This window comes from uncultured Neptuniibacter sp., from assembly GCF_947498015.1.
Lineage (GTDB): Bacteria > Pseudomonadota > Gammaproteobacteria > Pseudomonadales > Balneatricaceae > Neptuniibacter.
This window is the reverse complement of sequence record NZ_CANMIR010000006.1, coordinates 236,036-254,681: the sequence shown is the minus strand read 5'-3', so window position 1 is coordinate 254,681 and position 18,646 is coordinate 236,036. Positions and strand designations below refer to the sequence as shown.

Below are 18,646 nucleotides of genomic sequence, written 5' to 3'. Positions count from 1 at the left end.
AGATCGTCCATACCCTGAATCGCTGCATCATTCAGAATGTAGCTGTAACTACCATCCGCACCGATGGTCAACGTTCCATACAGACCCGTTACAACGGTACCATCCGCAGAGGTCGTATTCGCTGCAACCGCTTTATTCTCATCTCCATCGGCTATGTTGGTAACAGTTAATATATCGTTTGTATCAACATCCGTATCTTCCACATCTCCACGAGAAGCACCATCTGGCGCACCATCATGGGCAAGGGTATCCAGAACATTACCTGTAGCAATAGTCGCCAGATCCTCCTGTGCCCAGTTGGTATCGGCAGACACTACTGGTTGGTCATTCACCCCAGTCACTGTGATAGTTATCTCTGCCTGATCAGTATCACCATCACCATCGGTAATGGTGTAGGTGAATACATCCTGTACGGTCTGATCTTCAGCTAAGCTGTCGACCATCGACTGATCAAGGTGATATACATATATACCAGCACTATCCAGTGTGAGTTCACCGTAGCTCCCCATTAACTTGGTACTACCATCAACCACGCCTGAAGTACCGCTAACGGATGCTTCTGTGCCAGTTCTGAAGGCGGTGACAGTTGCCCCATCGGCCCCTTTAATATCAGCCTGGTCACCAGACGCTGAACCTAATATACCCAGGGCATTACCAGCAATGGCAGAGGTTCCCTCATAAATATTACGAGCATCATCATTCGCTGTAGGCGCATCATCAATGATAGTAATCTCCAAATCATCACTACCTGTACTACCGCCAGCACCATCAACTGTAATAGAGACGACATCTAAATAGCTTGTCGGATCGACCGTTTCTGGAGAGGTGGGTGTCGCACTGTCATTATCAATGGCACCAGCCAAAGCATAGTCATAGGTTACAGTTCCACCCATGGCATCTCCGACATAATCGGTCAAAGTTAACAAGCCTTGTCCCGTATTTATCTGATAGGTCGCTGTGCCATCCGCGTCTGCTAACTCTGCATAGGTCAGTACTGTTGTACCAATGGTAATTGTTGCGATCCCATCTGTAGCTGCGACATCAAATGTGCCGGACTGAATCAAATCACTGTCATCGTTGGCAGAACCAGCTGGTAAACCCGCTTCATAAACCGTTTCACCATCACCTGCATCAACAGATGAACCATCATTTGCACCAATAACATTGATAGTGAGTTTTGCAATTGCTTCATCACCATCTGCATCAGCCATCGTGTAATAAAGATCATAAAATAGATTATCACCTGCTGTTAAAGCCTGCGTCGCTGGAAGACTGTTATCTAAAGTGTAATCCCAGGTTCCGTTCGCATTCAGTGATAATGAGCCGTACTTAGCCAATTCCGCTATCGAGCCAGTATTATCCTGCCCATCTGCAGCCCAGCCCACAAAGACCGAACTCTGATCCGCATTGGCATCATCGTTGAGTAAAACATCACCATCGATAAAGCTTGTTGCATCTTCAGTTACACCCACAGGACCATCATTGACCGCGGTTGGCGTGTCATCAATGATCGTGATTTCCAGATCATCTGTCGCATAGCTTCCACCGATGCCATCGACTTCAATAGTCACAACATCCAGATAGCTATCACCATCGACTGTTTCCGGTGAGATTGGTGTCGCACTGTCATTATCAATGGTGGCCGATAGTGCATAGTTATAGGTGATTGTACCCGCAGCGTAATTCATCAGCGTTAGAACACCCTGACCCGTATTCACCGTCTGACTACCATCAAACGCTTCCACCTCTGCCAGCGTAAAGTCAGTGCCGCCAATGGTGACCGTTTCAATTCCGTCACTGGCAGAGACCGTAAAGGTTCCACCCACAACCAGATCACTGTCATCGTTGGCAGAACCCGTTGGCAAGCCCGCTTCATAAACAGTCTCGCCTTCGCCAGTCGCTACGCTTGCACTGTCATCAGATCCGGTAATGGTAATGGTCAGTTTTGCAGCAGATTCATCACCATCAGCATCCGCCATGGTGTACCACAGGTCATGGCTCAGGTTGTCGGACGTAGTCAGCGCCTGAGTCGTTGCCAAACTGTTATCCAGTGTGAAGCTCCAGGTACCATCGCCACCCTGTACCAGAGTACCGTAGCTATCCAGCGCAGCAATTGCAGCAGCGTTATCCTGCCCATCTGCAGACCAGCCCACAAAGACCGAACTCTGATCCGCATTGGCATCATCGTTGAGTAAAACATCACCATCGATAAAGCTTGTTGCATCTTCAGTCACACCCACAGGGCCATCATCGACAGCGGTTGGCGTGTCATCAATGATCGTGATTTCCAGATCATCTGTCGCATAGCTTCCACCGATGCCATCGACTTCAATAGTCACAACATCCAGATAGCTATCACCGTCGACTGCTTCCGGTGAGATTGGTGTCGCACTGTCATTATCAATGGTGGCCGATAGTGCATAGTTATAGGTGATTGTACCCGCAGCGTAACTCATCAGCGTGAGAACACCCTGACCCGTATTCACCGTCTGACTACCATCAAACGCTTCCACCTCTGCCAGGGTAAAGTCAGTGCCACCAATGGTGACCGTTTCAATTCCGTCACTGGCAGAGACCGTAAAGGTACCACCCACAACCAGATCACTTTCATCGTTGGCAGAACCCGCTGGCAAGCCCGCTTCATAAACAGTCTCGCCTTCGCCAGTCGCTACGCTTGCACTGTCATCAGATCCGGTAATGGTAATGGTCAGTTTTGCAGCAGACTCATCACCATCAGCATCCGCCATGGTGTACCACAGGTCATAGCTTAAGTTGTCGGACGTAGTCAGCGCCTGAGTCGTCGCCAAACTGTTATCCAGTGTGAAGCTCCAGGTACCATCGCCGCCCTGCACCAGAGTACCGTAGCTATCCAGCGCAGCAATTGCAGCAGCGTTATCCTGCCCATCTGCAGACCAGCCCACAAAGACCGCACTCTGATCCGCATTGGCATCATCGTTGAGTAAAACATCACCATCGATAAAGCTTGCTGCATCTTCAGTTACACCCACAGGGCCATCATCATTGGCCCCAGGCAGATCATCAACAATCTGAACACTCAGGATATCGTTGGCTTCATCGCCATCAGTATCCCTAAGTACGACAGCCAGCTCTTCAAACAGACTGTTCTCGCCATCTGCGTTCGCATGGGTTTCTGCATCTTCAAGCGTGTACTCATAGGTAATCACGCCTGAGTTAGCATCATAATTGGTGACTGTGAATGTATTGCCCAGCGCCGTAGAGAAGCTTGGATCCGCAACCAGAGCGCCCGCTGCAATCAGGGTCACTCCACCCACAGAAACGGTATCAACACCGTCTGGCGCAGAAATTGTAAATGTACCCTGTTGAGTATTGGACTGAGAGCCATCACTGCCCTGAGGAAGGTCATCCTCATCAACAATGACATCTCCCCCTTCAAGGGTCGGAGTCAGATCAAGAATTTCAACACCGCTATCTCCACTGAAGATAGTGATCGTCAGGGTGCTATCTTGTGGGGTGTTATATCCGTCTGTAACCGAATACCCGAATTCATCTTCTACCGTCTGGCCAAAGGTGAGCTCGACAGACTCTGGATTAAACTCATAACGATAGCTGCCGTCATCGTAGATGGTCAGAGTACCGTATTGACCCTGGATAGTTTCACCATCCGCATCGGGCGTAATATCCGTAACGCCATTGACGGGCGAACTAACAGTCAAAATAGAGAGTGGATCACCATCGGCATCAGAATCAGCCTGATCTGCAAAATCGATCTCATCGGATGGATCACCATCATGTGCGATCGATTGCAGGATATTACCTTCTGCATAGGGCATCGCCTGCTCTTGGCTCTCTTCATCAGCCAGTTGTCCTTCAGAGACTAACCAGTTGGTATCTGCATTTGCGACAGGTGTTGTATCATCATCAAAGATGGTGAGCATACCACTGGAATCAGGTCCGATAGTCGCGTTATCTGCGCTTAGCAGGACGATATCAACGGTTTCGTTGCCTTCATCTAATTTATCTTCAATAACAAAGATAGAGACCGGAATCGCAGTTTCACCGGCAGGAATCACAACGGTATAGATCTGTTCAGGATCATCCCCGTTCAACCAGTCAACGCCGTACTCAGCTGAACCGGCTACGAGCTGATAGGTCACGGTCACATCTGAGCCAAATACTTTATCCAGAACCAGCTCAAACTTAATTTCACGTAGTGTTGGGCTATCCGCACCACCCGAGACATCTGACCCTTCAAGAATGGAAACACTGTTTCCTTCAACCAGGACTGGGAACTCCTCCGTTGGAGTATCTGGTACTTCCGGATCGGTTGGATCTGTTGGTGTATCAACATTAACATTTACAGAGACAGATACGGTTGGAAGTACTACTCCCAGATCTTCCTGCTCGGGCTGCTCAAAGGAATCCTGAATACCGATGGTTTCATAACCCGCATTCGGATCAACCTCTCCTGCGGTACGCGCGATATTAACCGTTGAGGTACCTTCATTACCCTGGTTCCCACCAGCACCGGTTTCACCCCCTGCAGCTGTTGCTTCACCTACTTCGGTAGGGTCAGCACCCGCCAGGATTGCGGCCTGAATCGCATCAGCTTCAGCCGCGGCATCTGTATTAGCTTGTGATTCTGCATTGGCTAGTGCTTCGGCTGCTGCTTCAGACTCAGCATTCTGCTGCGCCTGGGCTGCACGTTCAGCCGCTGCTTCAGCATTGGCTTCAGCGATAGCAGCGTTGATAGATTCCTCACCGGCACGCGCTTCTGACACATCCAGCGATTCAGCCGTGTTGTAAGTTTCTGAAGAGACAAGCCATGTCTGGCCACCTTCCAGAGAGACCGGACCGGCATCATTCATGGAGATTTCAATCGTCGCATCCTGTGCGACTTTGATCAGATCATCATCAAAAACTGGATCGCCGAGGGAGAGCACCCGCTCAGATCCATCAGGCTTTATTGCAACAACTTTACCGGTGATTTGTGATACAGAACCGATGACGCTCATGAGAATATCTCCATTATTCAGGAATTCATCATTGCGCACTGAAAACAGCAGCTTTAAAACTTATCAGAGGCGCTAATTGAAGGAATACAGTCGCAACTTACAACTGTTCAATTAATCTACACTCAAAATTAGACCTGATAAGCGTTACTACCTACTGTACTGAAGTACAATCAAAACCAGAAAACCAAAAAACCCTTAATTTACAATCAGTTAAACTATATACCGAAAAGTAATAACCAACTCTATATACACCATAAAAATAGAATATCGGAACTTACCAAGCTTTTTACATTTAAAACCCGGCACGACCCTAAGCCTCACAACCTTTTAATATCAAATAGTTAGCATAAAAAAACCGGCATAAATGCCGGTTTTAGATATCAATATTTTTGAACGATGAATCAGAATCTAGGCGAGACTATCATCTGCCACTTTATATTTTGGATCCTCAATCATATTCACCTCGACCAGGTTCCCGGCCTTCCTCAATAGGGCTCGGCACTCAGGGCTTAGATGGCGAAGATGAAGCTCTTTACCCGCTTTTTCATAGCGCTCTGCCAAAGAATCGATCGCTTCGATACCTGAATGATCCATCACACGGCAGTTAACAAAATCGACTATGACTTCAGGCGGATCCATTTTAGGATTGAATTGATCGCGGAAAGTCTGAATAGAGGCAAAGAATAGGGGACCGTTTGGCAGATAAACCTTCGTATCGTATTCATCACGAATCTCAAACACCATATGGCTAGCATGCTTCCACGCAAACACCAGCGCTGAAATAATTACACCGACAACAACCGCAACCGCAAGATCCTGCCACACAGTGACACCCGTCACGGCAATAACCACGATCAGATCAGAACGAGGAATCTTGCCCCACAGGCGTAGGCTTGCCCACTCGAACGTTCCGATTACAACAATGAACATCACACCGACCAGCGCGGCAACTGGAATAATCTCTATCAGATTCGAACCGACAAGAATGAAGGTCAGCAGAAATAGGGCCGCAGAGATCCCGGATGCGCGACCCAGGCCGCCAGAGTTTATATTGATCATGCTTTGACCAATCATCGCACAACCGCCCATACCTCCAAAGAAGCCTGTCGCCACGTTTGCAACACCCTGGCCGATACACTCTTTATTACCACGACCCCGGGTTTCAGTGATTTCATCAATCAGTGTCAATGTCAGCAGCGACTCAATCAAACCGATAGCAGCAAGGATCAAAGCATAAGGGACAATGACCTGGAACGTTTCCATGTTCAGAGGAACCATCGGGATGTGAAACTCGGGTAAACCGCCGGCTATAGTAGCTGCGGGGTTACCCGTCATATCTGCCAGCACATCCTGTACGGTACGCGCATCCAGATCCAAACCGATAACCAGCAGAGTCACGGTTACAATCGCCGCCAGTGATGATGGGATTGCACGCGTTAGTTTAGGCAGGAAGTGTATGATCGCCATCGTCAGCGCAATCAGTCCCAGCATGAGCATCATCTGTTGACCTTGCAGCCACTGAAGTACTCCCTGCTCATCGGTAAACTGGAACTGCTTCATCTGTGCAAGGAAGATCACAATCGCAAGGCCATTCACAAAGCCCAGCATCACCGGGTGAGGCACGAGACGGATAAATTTACCCAGCCGGAAAACCCCCGCCAATACCTGAAAGATCCCCATGAGAACGACTGTTGCAAACAGGTATTCAACGCCGTGCTGCGCAACCAGACTGACCATCACAACAGCCAAAGCACCTGTTGCACCGGAGATCATCCCCGGACGGCCACCAATTGCAGCGGTAATCAATCCCACCATAAACGCCGCATATAAACCCACTAAGGGTTCAACACCCGCAACGAAGGCAAAAGCAACCGCTTCCGGAACCAGCGCTAACGCCACTGTCAATCCGGAGAGAACATCACTTTTGAGTGATTGTGTCTTGGACACAAGCAATTCGATCATTTAACACCCCTGCAAAAGAACTGGTTCTTTTTTAACCAGACCGCGTAAAAGCGCGCGAGTATAACAAATGCAGGTGTTAATTACAGGCGTTCATGGACGAATAACGGCCATTAGTTTATGACGGAGCCTGATTTTTTGTGCAGTCGCAATATCAGAGGCCAGAACTGAAAGTTCATGTTCTTTATCAAATACTTTAATTTCAAGGAGCTGCGATAGATTCTTCCATGCGGCTGGCAGCCTAGTGCAATGCGACATCATACCACCCTCCTTATCCTCAGACAGATAAACAACCCGACCGATCCCTGCAGCAAGAATACGACCACAACACATCGGACAGGGCTCAAGTGAGGTGAACAAGCTTAGCTGTACACGCTGATGATAATCGGGATAAACCGCTTCAAATAGATCAAGCACTTTCATCTCTGCATGTGCTGACGAATTAAACACCGGTTCAAATACCTGATTAGATCCTTCAGCCAGAAGGTCGCCCTGCCCATCAACCAGCACAGCCCCTACCCCATAGTTTCCTTGCAAAGAAGCTTGCCAGGCTAACTCACAGACCCTCAGCGCCCACTTTTCTTCGCCTGTTCCGTATTCTGACCGATATGCAGCCAGCCTTAACGCTATCGATTCCAGTTCATGCTCTGATCGCTCTGTCACACTCGGCTCCTGCCTCTTTCAGATTAGGAAAGTAAACTCAACTGCTCCGGCTGCCCTGGCTCCTCCGACGCTAAACGATAGCCCAGCCCAATCAAACGTACGGGTCGCCCACCCCGATGATAGGCATCGATCAGCAACTGTCTGAAATGTGACAGCTCAGGGGCAGCAACAGAGTGCTCCGCAGTGGTTTGCACAAAATCAAAAAACTTTACTTTCACCACCACACCACTCACGGCTCTGGCATCTTTGTGTTTCTGAAAGCGTTCCTCCAACTCCATGATTAACCGGGGTAACTGCTCTAAACAGGCCTCCAAGTCCGGTAGGTCCCTGGAGTAGGTATGTTCCACACTGATCGATTTACGAACCCGGGAAACACGCACCGGGCGTTCATCAACCCCCCTCGCAAGTTCATAAAGACGCTGGCCAAACTTACCAAAGCGCTCAATGAGCTGTGGCAAGCTACGGTCACCCAGTTCCCCACAGGTTTCAATATCCATCAATTTGAGCTTTTCAGCCGTCTTGGCCCCGACTCCTGATATTTTTTTTACCGGTAAGTCGGTGATAAAAGTGGCCACCTGCGAGGGGTGTATGACAAAGAGACCATCAGGTTTATTCCAATCACTGGCAACTTTGGCCAAAAATTTATTCGGTGCAACACCAGCAGAGATGGTAATACCGACCTCCTCCCTAACCCGATTGCGTATCTCTTCTGCTATCAAGGTAGCACTGCCTTGGCAGTGTGGCACGCCGGTCACGTCAAGAAACGCCTCATCCAGAGAGAGAGGCTCAATTAGGTTGGTGTAATCTCTGAAAATCTGCATAACTTGCTGTGATGCTTCACGGTACTTAGCCATATTTCCAGACATCACCGTCAGCGTGGGGCACAACTTCAAAGCCTGCGCTGTTGGCATGGCAGAACGCACACCGTACTCGCGGGCAGGATAGTTGCAGGTAGCAATAACACCTCGACGATCAGATGAACCGCCAATCGCCATTGGGATATTGCTGAGTGCAGGCTGATCTCGCATCTCAACCGCTGCAAAAAAACAATCGCAATCACAGTGAATGATTTTCCTCTGCACCTGCTCACCCAAATACTGACTATATATACAGTATTGTATACTATCATTTTTCCCAGCCAACAGATTTTTTTGCTATTCTGAATAGCAATACACAGGTATCTGAAGTTTTGGGCAGTGTTCTCTCTTCCTCTACTACTGCCCAGAACTTCCCTTATTGAAGTAATCACTATAAAAGGAATCAGTAATGCAAGAAGGCGCTTTTCAAGGTGATAGAAGGAAAGGTGGCGACCGTAGAAAGTTGAAAGACCGCCGTGAAGATATTCGTTTTGAACCGGGTAAAACTGATCGCAGGAAAACACGTGGGCGCCGCGCTGAAGATGGAGACCCTTGGGACAAGTATGAAGGAGAGTGATCAATCACTCTCTTCTCAGCCCCATGTCACTAAAACGTAAACGATACGTAAAAGTTTAGTCACGAAACCCTCATATAGTTTTCACGCTATGAATAGACGTGAAAACAACCTCATCGTAACTGAGCCCGCTCTCAATATAGAGCAGGCTCTTATCAGTAAATATCCGGCATTCTCTGAAAAACCAGCCCCCTTTAAGCGATCAGCTCTCTATATGCTTCGCAGGCTGGTTCATGAGGGTGAGATCAACAACTTTCTTGATACGAACCAGGATGCCCGTGGTTTTGAATTCATTGACCGCGTCCTGGAGTATTTTAATTTTGGTTACAGCATCAGTAATCGTGACCGCGATAACATTCCCTCATCAGGCAGGGTTGTGATCATTGCGAACCACCCTCTCGGCGCTCTGGATGGGTTGGCTCTACTCAAAATGGTCGGCGAGGTGAGACGGGATGTCAAAATTGTTGCCAATGATATTCTGATGAACTTTGATCCGATCAAAAACCTCTTCCTTCCCGTCGACAACTTAGGAAAGAGCACCCGTAAGCGTGACATTTCACGCATTGTAGACGCTTTACATCAGGACCAGGCGATCATTGTCTTTCCTGCCGGAGAGGTCTCACGAGCAGGCATCACCGGCGTTAAAGATGATAAATGGAACAGTGGGTTTATCCGTTTTGCCCGGAAAGCCAATGCACCAGTGCTCCCCATCTTTATCGGCGGAAGAAACTCCTCTCTGTTTTACAGTGTTTCCTATATCAACAAAGCTTTGTCTACCATCATGCTGGCTCACGAGATGTTTAATAAACGCTCGGTGACGATTTCGATGAAAGTCGGAGAGGCGATCCCGTTCAGCCAGATCGATGCAGTGCCCGTATCCACCGCCGAAAAAACCAAGCTGCTGAAAAAGCATCTCTACCGAATTGCCAAAAATAAAAAACCTCTGTTTATCACTGAGAAAACGATCGCTCACCCTCAGAGCCGGCAATCCTTGAAGCAGGAACTCAGAGACTCCGAGCTTTTAGGGGAGACCTCGGATGGTAAAAAGATCTACCTATTTGATTACCAGGCAGATTCTGCGGTTATGCAGGAGGTTGGCCGGCTCAGAGAGATCGCCTTCCGGTGTGTCGGTGAAGGGACCGGGGACCGTAGAGACCTGGATCTCTACGACCAGTACTATCGCCACCTGATCCTCTGGGATGAAGATGAGTTAGAGATTGCCGGCGCATACCGATTAGCAGAAGCTGGAAAACTTGATCCAGAAGCACACCAGCAGCTCTATAGTGCAAGCCTGTTCAAATACTCCGAGCAGATGCAACCGATCTTCGAACAGGGGATCGAGTTGGGCCGAAGTTTCGTACAGCCCAAATACTGGGGAAAACGTAGCCTGGATTATCTTTGGTACGGAATCGGTGCCTACCTACGCAGACACCCTGAAGTTCGCTATATGTTTGGCCCGGTCAGCCTGAGTAATAACTACCCCAAAGTTGCCAAAGATATGCTGATCTGGTTCTACAAACACTATTTTGGTGATACCGAAGCGTTAGGCCGCTCTTTCTCCCCCTACCCATTAGACAGTGAAACTCAAAATAATATGACACGGTTATTTTGTGGGGATAACTATAAAGCGGACTTTAAGGTACTCAAAGAGCAGCTTGATTTTCTCGGTGTTAGTGTCCCGACCCTTTACAAACAATACAGTGAGCTCTGTGAAGAGGGAGGTGTTCGTTTTTTAGATTTTGGTGTTGATGCAGACTTTAACTACTGTATTGATGGATTGGTTTTAGTTGATATCCACCATGTTAAAGAGAAAAAGCGTAAACGCTATATCGGCGAACAGATTGAGCAACCAAGCTGAAAATATTAAGCCGAACGCTTGCTGCTCATAAAAAAAAGGCCACATCTCTGTGGCCTTTTCATAATTGGCAAGGCAACTACCGACTAACGGTCTCTCCCTTCGGGGCCGCTTTGATGTCAGCTTCACTGGTAAGTTGAATCCCCTGTGGATTCATATCCATAGCCATTTTAATCCGCATATCCATATGTTTGAGCACCTCAAGCTGTTCCGTTACAGCAGGATCTGCGGCTGCCTGCTCCAGCACAGGCACGAGCGGCGCAAGTAACTTCTTATAATCGATTGATAGACCCAGAATTCCGTTACTAATCGGCTCTTCATCAGCGAGTTGATCGGCAATCGCCGCACCTTTCTCACCGTTATAGATCACCAGATGTTTACCTTTAACTGCCAGCATCGGTCGAATATTCAGCTCCGGCGGAATCGGCATAACCGTTGCCAGATCCACAGCACTACCATCGTTAGGCACCTGAATACCTGCAAGTGGCGGCGCAAATGCTTTGGCCATATTAAAAATAACTTCCGGCTGATCAGCGGAAAGGGTGATCACCCCCTGAAGATCATCCAGCTGCGGTTCCGGTCCGTTCAGATTCAGTGCAAAGCTCTGAACTCCCATACCGATCCCTTTCACCCCCTGTGCCATACCTGTAAACATCGCAAGCGCTGCCGGATTACTGGCTTTCAGTCCCTCCTGCATCTCCATCAATGGTTTACACTGGTATACAGGTTCAAGCATATTTGACCAGATCGATGACATTGACGAGCTGAGCTTATTCGCATCAATACCAAACCCCATGCTGAACACCTGATCTCCGTTCAGATAGTCTGGAAGATAGCCCTGCACCGCATTTAAGGCATCCAGCACCGTCTGATTGTGACTTTCCACAACCATCGACATCTTCATATAACTACGTTCCGCTGATATCTGGATATCCTTACTATCCCTGAAACCCAGAACCGTACGCGGCCAATTAGCAGCAATCGCGCCCATTTCTGTTTGGCATTCGGGCGTACGTAGTTCAGCAAAATCATCCGTCTTGCCCTCCCGTTCCAAAACCTGGGTCAACATCTGTGCCAGGGCATTACCCTTCTCTGTTGTCAACGCAGTAACCACCCCCTGATGATCCAGATAGGAGAGGCTGGTTTTAATAAATCCATGGTTTTTTGCTATTTCATCCAACGTTCCCGATTGTTCTAGCGAAGCCTTTGGTTTGCTTTGAGCCAGAACAACAGCTTCCGTTTGCGCATCATTTAAGTGAGTATTGAAGCTCCAGGTAGCCCAGCCCTCATGGAAGGCCACCAGCAGTTCAAACTTTTCCCCATTGTCGCTATTTTCAAAGGGATAAACCCGATAGTTCAGTTCCCCTATGGAGCGTGTTTGATGGGTAAACCCACTCTCCTGCTCAGCTTTGTCCAGCAGAGCCCAGAGGCGTGTTTCATCCGCGACTTCATAACGCAGGACTGGAATAAACCCTACTGCGTACACCAACATTCTCATCTGCTCAGGCAGACCAAAGGTATTCAGAAAGCTCTCTGCTGATCGTGACGCTTCAAAGTAGGATCTAACCAGGCTTCCAATAAAGCGATTCTTGGGATTCGGATCATCATCCAACTCCTCAAGAAAATCATCTGGCACCTGAGTCTGGGTATAAGTAACAGATTGCAGATAGTCCTTTACCGGATACGGCTCCAATTGCCCTGAAAAGAAAACAGTATCTGCAGGCACATACGCCAGTGGATGATCTGCGGGTTGCATCACCGACGTTTCACCACCTTGTTGGCTTACCAGGTATCCGACTGCACCAGCTGCGACAACCGCTCCAGCTATAATGAGATTTCGCACCGTCCAAAACTCCATTTTGTAATTTTGTCCGATCTTAACCTAACCCCATCAAACTGTCCTGATGGAAAGTAAAAAACCTACTCCGATCTGGAATCGCTATACTGAAATTAACCGTTTCTGATCGATAACTCTGCTATGCCAAAATCTAAACAGCCTTTAGCAACACAAACCTCAAAACAGGAACTGGATGCATTTATTGATAAGATGCAGCAAACACCGGTGACTTTTTCCGCTGGAGGTGAGGGTAGAGTCCTTTTCGCACTCGATGCGACAGCCAGCCGACAGTTAACCTGGGATCACGCCTGCCATCTTCAGAACTCTATGTTTATAGAAGCTGGTAAAATAGGTGGTTTGATGATGAAGCTCTGCTATTTCCGGGGGTTCCAGCAGTTTCATCAGAGTGACTGGCTCACTGATTCACACAGTTTACTGAACATCATGCAGCAGGTTTCATGTGCGGCTGGGCATACTCAGATAGGTAAGGTGTTGAATCTTGCGCTTAAGGAAACGCGAATTAAAAGTGTTCAAGCCGTTATCTATATCGGTGACTGTATGGAGGAACCGGTTGATAACCTATGCCAGAAAGCTGGCGAACTGGGATTACTTTCCACACCGGTTTTCATCTTTCAGGAGGGGAATGAACTTATAGCCAAGCGAGCATTCAAAGAGGTGGCGAGGTTATCCGGTGGTGCCTATCACTCGTTTAACAGCGCCAGCTCTCATCTGCTTAAACAGTTGCTCAATGCTGTAGCTGTTTATGCCAGCGGTGGAAAGAAAGCGTTGCAACATTTTGCACAAGATAAAGATCCAGCCATCACACGGCTGCTGGAACAGTTAAAATAAGAGATGACCAAACAAAAAAGATGATCAAATTCTACGGAGCCTATTGTGAACCCTGTTAGCTTAGTGATTTTAGCCGGTCTGGGCTTTATGGTATTTCTCTGGTTGAAATCGATGTCACCAAAAAAGCGAATACGCGCATTGGTTATGATCGCTATCGTTGTTGTTTCCCTGTTTATGTTGCTGATGGCACTCACAGGGCGATTACATTGGATCGCCGCTGTTTTTGCTGGATTACTTCCCTTCTGGCGTAACTTAATCCCCATTATATTGAGAGCCCTGCCATTTATACGGCAGTGGTACCAGTCACGCCCAAACCCACACCCAACATCTGGCAACTGCTCAGAGGTCGACACCCTGATTTTACACCTGACACTCGATCATGATTCCGGGGTGATGTACGGAACCATCAAATCGGGACCGTTTGCAGGACGCGAGTTAGGAGAGCTCAATGAAAAGGAATTTATAAACCTGCTAAGTTATTGCCGCCAGCAGGATAGCGAATCAGCACGCTTGCTAGAGGCCTACCTGGATAAGCGCTTTGGCGATAGCTGGCGAGAAGATGATCCGGGGGAAAATACCGTCAACAAGGGCGAACGGATGATGAACCGTAAAGAAGCATACGATATTTTAGGCTTATGCCCCGGTTGCTCACGAGAAGATATAGTCAATGCGCATAGGCGACTGATGCAGAAATACCACCCCGACCGTGGCGGAAGTGATTATCTGGCCGCAAAAATTAATCAGGCGAAGGACCTGCTTCTACACGGATAGATTTTCGATAGCTTTGTGCGGGCCCAACCCGCTCCAAACGCAACCCGGATCGACCATAGGTACTGTTATACCCTTTCATCTTCAACGCGCCCTGTTTGTCACGTTCGAAAATCAGTACCTGTTTCTCCGCACGGCTATTATCATCATTTAGTTCCAGAATAATCGTACGACCCTCCAACCGCTTCCAACTCCCCTGTTGTTTGATCACAGGCTGGTTATTGCGGTAATCCTGATTCATCAGTGCCTGACCATCCACTGTCAGATCGAGTGTAATAAACCGCCCCTCTCCTCGGACTCCAGCAAGATTGGCCCGATAAAGCCCCGGCAACGTGCGGATATCAAGATCTCCCTGCCGCGCGCAGCCAAAATGCATTTTACCGTTCAGTACCATCTCTGACCGGTATTGATAAACTGCACCGTAGCGATCTGTGCAACGCTGTTGCAATAATCTCAGTGTCAGATCGTAGGCGTTAAATCCGGTAAGGGAGCTGTTCCATTCAAGCCCATTGCCCTGCTGCACTGGCTCTGTTGCGGGGAAGATCAGTTGAGAAAGCCGGCCATAGTTTTGCACATAGATGCCCTCATCACGGACATCGACTACCCAAACCGGTTTTTCTCCCGCTGCACGATAGTGGTTCCCTGAAAGTTCATAGCTACAGCTTAGTTGGTTCCCACTCAGCATATGCACTTTATATACCGCCCAGGGTTCACCCAGATAGAGATGGTCGCCGCTCAGTTCTGCATAAGCTGCCGGCACTTCATACTGTTGAAAGAACTCTTTAAGACGGCCGGAGCGATCGGATATCAACTCACCCTTTTGTACATAACAGGGCTTGAAATGAAGGTTATCCCCAACCTGAGAAATGATACCACGCCTGAATAGGGGCCCTGACTCTCCTGTCATATTCTCAGGCAGGGTCTGACAACCCGCGAGAATACCTACAGCCAGAAGGGTGAGAACTCCCTGCTGGTGCGTTTGTCCATTAAGTTTCATATAGGTATTGCGAGATAAGGAACGAATATTGATAATATGCTAATTGATCATGGAGGGCAAAAATATGGCACGGCCAGCGGAATTTGATCGTACTGAAGTACTTGAAAAGGCAATGAATGTGTTCTGGAGGACAGGCTACAACGCCACCTCTGTTACAGATCTTGTGAATGCCACCAAGTTAAAGCCTGGCTCTTTATACGGTGCTTTCCAAAGCAAGCGCGGTTTGTTTTTGGAGGTTATTGATACTTATGCCGTTCGCAGTATCGATCGTGTTAAAGGCGCAATGGAAGATGCATCCTCACCGTTAGATGCGATAGAACTGTTTTTCCAGCGTTTTTGTGATGAATTGTCCCATGACTCTATCGGACAAGGCTGCCTCATGGTTAACACCATGCTGGAACTGGCCACTGAGGATGAGGAAGTGCGTCTCAAGGTAGACGACTACCTAAATCAGGTCGAAAGCTACTTTTATCAGTTGATAACCGAAGCTCAGGCTCAGGGACAACTGGATAAAAACAAGGACCCTGACGAACTATCAACCTTCCTGATGACTAACATCTGGGGGTTACGGGTTCTGAGTAGTAAACGCCCCGATCGCAAGAAATATGATGCTGTGATCACCAATATTTTCAAGGCACTGCACAGCCCTAGTCATTAGGTCAGCAGCCGTTGATCAGTAAAGCGCCCTCAGGGGTGCTTTATTTCACATCATAGGCACAGCGGAATCCAATAGACCCATAGACCGACCGGCCGCTCACCGGAGGTTTTACATTTCGGAAAGAGCTACGTAGATTAGCTCTATTTTCATCCCATGAACCCCCTCTGACTACACGCTGACGCCCCTGCTCAGGCCCTTTCAAGTCACCGTTAGCATAGCGAGCAATCCCTGACTTCTCATACCAGTTCATGGTCCACTCCCCAGCATTGCCGTGCATATCATGAAGCCCGTACATATTCGCCTTACGACTGCCGACCGGCCAGGTTCTATCCTCTCCGCAGCCATCAGGCTCACCAGGTACTGATCCCTGTGTCACACCATCATCCAGAATCGCCTGTTTACAACTGACCCGCTCCCCCCAGGGAAATGCAGTATCAGTTTTAGCTCTAGCCGCTTTCTCCCACTCAGCCTCGAAAGGTAACCGGCCCCCCTTCCATTGGCAAAAGCTCAGGGCCTCTTGCCAATCAACACAGTTTACCGGGTGGTTCTCACGCCCACTTGCTCCTAAATTACAGTATTGATTTCTCTGATGATCTTTTGGGCGAACACAAATTCCAGCTTCAATACACGCGGTATAACTAGAAACCGTCACCTCAAATCGATCTAATTCAAATGCAGGCACATTGACCGTCACTCCTCCGGCCCCAGCTTCGTCATTTTCACATGCTCCGTCTCCCTGAGAGCAACCCATATTAAAAGCTCCGGCTTCAATCAACACTTTATCCGGTGCTGCACTTAAATTGGCGGCTACACCCACCAGCATGAGTGCGGTAAAGTTGAGATTACGGCTCATAGAACACCCTCCCATTGAGGATTTAAGGTTCTGAAAAGGGCTAAAGTTTCTCAGCCATACATTTAAAATGTATCTCAGTTGTTAATAGAGTATGAACCATCCAATTAGTTTCAAAACAGCCTATTTTTATGAAGCTGGTAACCTTTAAGTATCGTGATCACATCTCTGTCGGCTGTATTGTGAATGATCGGGTAACCCCCGCCTGGCTAGACCCTGCTCTACCAGAGACCATGACCGAGTTTCTGAGCCTGGGTTCAGCAGGGCAAGCAGCGCTACTCGCTCTCTCAGGCAAGGATGATATTCCCATTGAGCAGGTCACTCTGATGGCTCCTGTACCCAACCCTCAGAAGTTTCTGGGAGTCGGGCTCAACTATGCAGACCACATTGAGGAAACGGGACTAGAGCAGCCCACCTTTCCGACGATTTTTAACAAACAAACCAGTTGCATCATTGGCCCAAATGAAGCGATTCAACGTCCCGCTGTTTCAGAGAAACTGGACTACGAAGGCGAGTTAGCTCTCGTGATCGGAAAATCCTGTCGCCATGTACCCTACGCCAAAGCGGATCAGGTGATTGCAGGCTATACCATCGTCAATGATGTTTCTGTTAGGGACTGGCAGATTAAAGCGCCCACCTGGACCCTTGGAAAATCGTTTGACACCCACGGACCTATGGGCCCATGGATTGTGACCGCGGATGAGATTGATCCCCATAAGCTCGCTTTGAAAACATGGGTCAATAACGAACTACGACAGCAATCCAATACCGATCAGCTAATTTTTGACTGCTACCGCTTGGTGGAAGTTGTTTCGACAGTCTGTACCCTAGAACCGGGAGATGTGATCGCTACAGGCACCTGCTCAGGTGTCGGTGTAAAAATGAAACCACGAGGTTATATGAAACCAGGAGACAGAGTAACGATAGAGATAGAAGGAATTGGCAAATTGATCAATCACGTTATTGAGGAACCTGATACACAAAAATATTAGTCTGTCGCCAAAATAACTACAGGCCAATAATCCCTGTCGCCAATAAGTAACCAACTAACCTATTGAAATTAAAAGATAAGTATAATTTCCATACAGTTAACTGTCTCTATTTAGAGACAGTTTCGCCTGATATCAACCAAAATTTTTCTTCGTGCTAGTTTAAAATCGTTTGGAACACTTTCAACCATATGATTTATAAGCGTTTTTAATAGTTGGCACAACACTTGATACATACAGATCGAATTTCAATTTTTGCACGATTTAATGTTGTATCTATCAAGGAGAATTAGAAATGAAAATGACCACACTGACACTGGCTTCTGTTCTTGCCGTTGCGTCTGTTTCAGCTGTTGCAGCTGACGATAAAGCCGCTGCTGAAGTTAAGCCCGCTGTACAGCCTGAAGTTATGACTGAAGAACAGCCAAAGTCTGAAAGCATTTTCGAAAAACTGGATGCGGATAAAGATGGCAAAGTCAGCCAGCAGGAAGCACAGGTTTCACCCGCTCTGGTAAAAGGGTTTGAAAAAATCGATACCAATAAAGATGGATTCCTGAGCCAGGATGAGTTTTCCATGCTGCAGGTTAAAAACACATCAGCCAAAACCTATGCTGTTGTGGCTGCTGTATAAGTTATGAAGGGGTTCATCAGTTGGAGAGATAGTGGTTTCACTGATTCCGAGACAGCCTCAGAAAAGCCCTATTTTTCTAACTGATAACAAGTTAATTCAGAGCATCCTTGTCCACAGCTTAGCCGCCAGCTCTGTTTTAGCATGTCCGGATACCTAACGGGTATC

Annotated in this window: 14 protein-coding genes; 7 read left to right on the top strand and 7 right to left on the bottom strand. The window is 48.0% G+C overall.

The window, feature by feature from the left end:
* The 4 genes from Q0882_RS10285 to dinB all read right to left on the bottom strand — a co-directional run.
* On the bottom strand, window positions 1–4,994 hold a 4,994-nt coding region (locus tag Q0882_RS10285), incomplete at its 3' end, for a retention module-containing protein (RefSeq protein WP_299181080.1).
* A gap of 408 nt (window positions 4,995–5,402) precedes the next feature.
* Entirely contained in the window at window positions 5,403–6,956 is a 1,554-nt protein-coding gene (locus tag Q0882_RS10280) for a SulP family inorganic anion transporter (protein WP_299181077.1), read from the bottom strand.
* 90 nt (window positions 6,957–7,046) lie between these two features.
* The gene (locus tag Q0882_RS10275; protein WP_299181074.1) at window positions 7,047–7,616 is read right to left on the bottom strand and encodes a nucleoside deaminase; all 570 of its coding nucleotides are present in this window, start codon (window positions 7,614–7,616) and stop codon (window positions 7,047–7,049) included.
* Window positions 7,617–7,639: 23 nt separating this feature from the next.
* Complete coding sequence (gene dinB / locus Q0882_RS10270) at window positions 7,640–8,698, bottom strand: DNA polymerase IV (protein ID WP_299181071.1); 1,059 nt, start codon at window positions 8,696–8,698, stop codon at window positions 7,640–7,642.
* 184 nt (window positions 8,699–8,882) lie between these two features.
* Between dinB and Q0882_RS10265 the strand changes: the two genes are divergently transcribed.
* Window positions 8,883–9,050 (top strand): hypothetical protein, encoded by a 168-nt coding sequence (locus tag Q0882_RS10265; protein ID WP_299181069.1) that lies wholly within the window; start codon window positions 8,883–8,885, stop codon window positions 9,048–9,050.
* 88 nt (window positions 9,051–9,138) lie between these two features.
* Window positions 9,139–10,905: a lysophospholipid acyltransferase family protein gene (locus tag Q0882_RS10260; RefSeq protein WP_299181067.1), complete on the top strand. Its 1,767-nt coding sequence runs from the start codon at window positions 9,139–9,141 to the stop codon at window positions 10,903–10,905.
* Window positions 10,906–10,981: 76 nt separating this feature from the next.
* Here Q0882_RS10260 and Q0882_RS10255 read toward each other — a convergent pair whose 3' ends face one another.
* Window positions 10,982–12,745 (bottom strand): hypothetical protein, encoded by a 1,764-nt coding sequence (locus Q0882_RS10255; RefSeq protein WP_299181065.1) that lies wholly within the window; start codon window positions 12,743–12,745, stop codon window positions 10,982–10,984.
* Between the two features lie 135 nt (window positions 12,746–12,880).
* Between Q0882_RS10255 and Q0882_RS10250 the strand changes: the two genes are divergently transcribed.
* Window positions 12,881–13,588 carry a VWA domain-containing protein gene (locus tag Q0882_RS10250; RefSeq protein ID WP_299181063.1) on the top strand — a complete coding sequence of 236 codons (708 nt, stop codon included), beginning with the start codon at window positions 12,881–12,883 and terminating at the stop codon, window positions 13,586–13,588.
* Window positions 13,589–13,633: 45 nt separating this feature from the next.
* Complete coding sequence (locus tag Q0882_RS10245) at window positions 13,634–14,359, top strand: DnaJ domain-containing protein (RefSeq protein WP_299181060.1); 726 nt, start codon at window positions 13,634–13,636, stop codon at window positions 14,357–14,359.
* On the opposite strand, the gene Q0882_RS10240 is transcribed toward Q0882_RS10245, so the two are convergent.
* Entirely contained in the window at window positions 14,325–15,353 is a 1,029-nt protein-coding gene (locus Q0882_RS10240; protein ID WP_299181057.1) for a hypothetical protein, read from the bottom strand. The genes Q0882_RS10245 and Q0882_RS10240 overlap by 35 nt on opposite strands.
* A 64-nt stretch (window positions 15,354–15,417) precedes the next feature.
* Here Q0882_RS10240 and Q0882_RS10235 point away from each other — a divergent pair, with 64 nt between their 5' ends.
* Entirely contained in the window at window positions 15,418–16,011 is a 594-nt protein-coding gene (locus Q0882_RS10235; protein ID WP_299181055.1) for a TetR/AcrR family transcriptional regulator, read from the top strand.
* 40 nt (window positions 16,012–16,051) lie between these two features.
* Here Q0882_RS10235 and Q0882_RS10230 read toward each other — a convergent pair whose 3' ends face one another.
* On the bottom strand, window positions 16,052–16,864 hold the full coding sequence (locus Q0882_RS10230; RefSeq protein ID WP_299181052.1) for an SUMF1/EgtB/PvdO family nonheme iron enzyme: 813 nt from the start codon (window positions 16,862–16,864) through the stop codon (window positions 16,052–16,054).
* A gap of 128 nt (window positions 16,865–16,992) precedes the next feature.
* Between Q0882_RS10230 and Q0882_RS10225 the strand changes: the two genes are divergently transcribed.
* The gene (locus Q0882_RS10225; RefSeq protein WP_299181049.1) at window positions 16,993–17,853 is read left to right on the top strand and encodes a fumarylacetoacetate hydrolase family protein; all 861 of its coding nucleotides are present in this window, start codon (window positions 16,993–16,995) and stop codon (window positions 17,851–17,853) included.
* Between the two features lie 292 nt (window positions 17,854–18,145).
* Window positions 18,146–18,481: an EF-hand domain-containing protein gene (locus tag Q0882_RS10220; protein ID WP_299181046.1), complete on the top strand. Its 336-nt coding sequence runs from the start codon at window positions 18,146–18,148 to the stop codon at window positions 18,479–18,481.
* The last annotated feature ends 165 nt before the right edge of the window (window positions 18,482–18,646 follow it).

Bases quoted from the DNA above. Each gene is read 5' to 3' on its own strand.
- Q0882_RS10280 (WP_299181077.1), bottom strand. From the start codon at position 6,956: ATGATCGAATTGCTTGTGTCCAAGACACAATCACTCAAAAGTGATGTT.
- Q0882_RS10265 (WP_299181069.1), top strand. From the start codon at position 8,883: ATGCAAGAAGGCGCTTTTCAAGGTGATAGAAGGAAAGGTGGCGACCGT.
- Q0882_RS10260 (WP_299181067.1), top strand. From the start codon at position 9,139: ATGAATAGACGTGAAAACAACCTCATCGTAACTGAGCCCGCTCTCAAT.
- Q0882_RS10250 (WP_299181063.1), top strand. From the start codon at position 12,881: ATGCCAAAATCTAAACAGCCTTTAGCAACACAAACCTCAAAACAGGAA.
- Q0882_RS10240 (WP_299181057.1), bottom strand. From the start codon at position 15,353: ATGAAACTTAATGGACAAACGCACCAGCAGGGAGTTCTCACCCTTCTG.
- Q0882_RS10235 (WP_299181055.1), top strand. From the start codon at position 15,418: ATGGCACGGCCAGCGGAATTTGATCGTACTGAAGTACTTGAAAAGGCA.
- Q0882_RS10230 (WP_299181052.1), bottom strand. From the start codon at position 16,864: ATGAGCCGTAATCTCAACTTTACCGCACTCATGCTGGTGGGTGTAGCC.
- Q0882_RS10225 (WP_299181049.1), top strand. From the start codon at position 16,993: ATGAAGCTGGTAACCTTTAAGTATCGTGATCACATCTCTGTCGGCTGT.
- Q0882_RS10220 (WP_299181046.1), top strand. From the start codon at position 18,146: ATGAAAATGACCACACTGACACTGGCTTCTGTTCTTGCCGTTGCGTCT.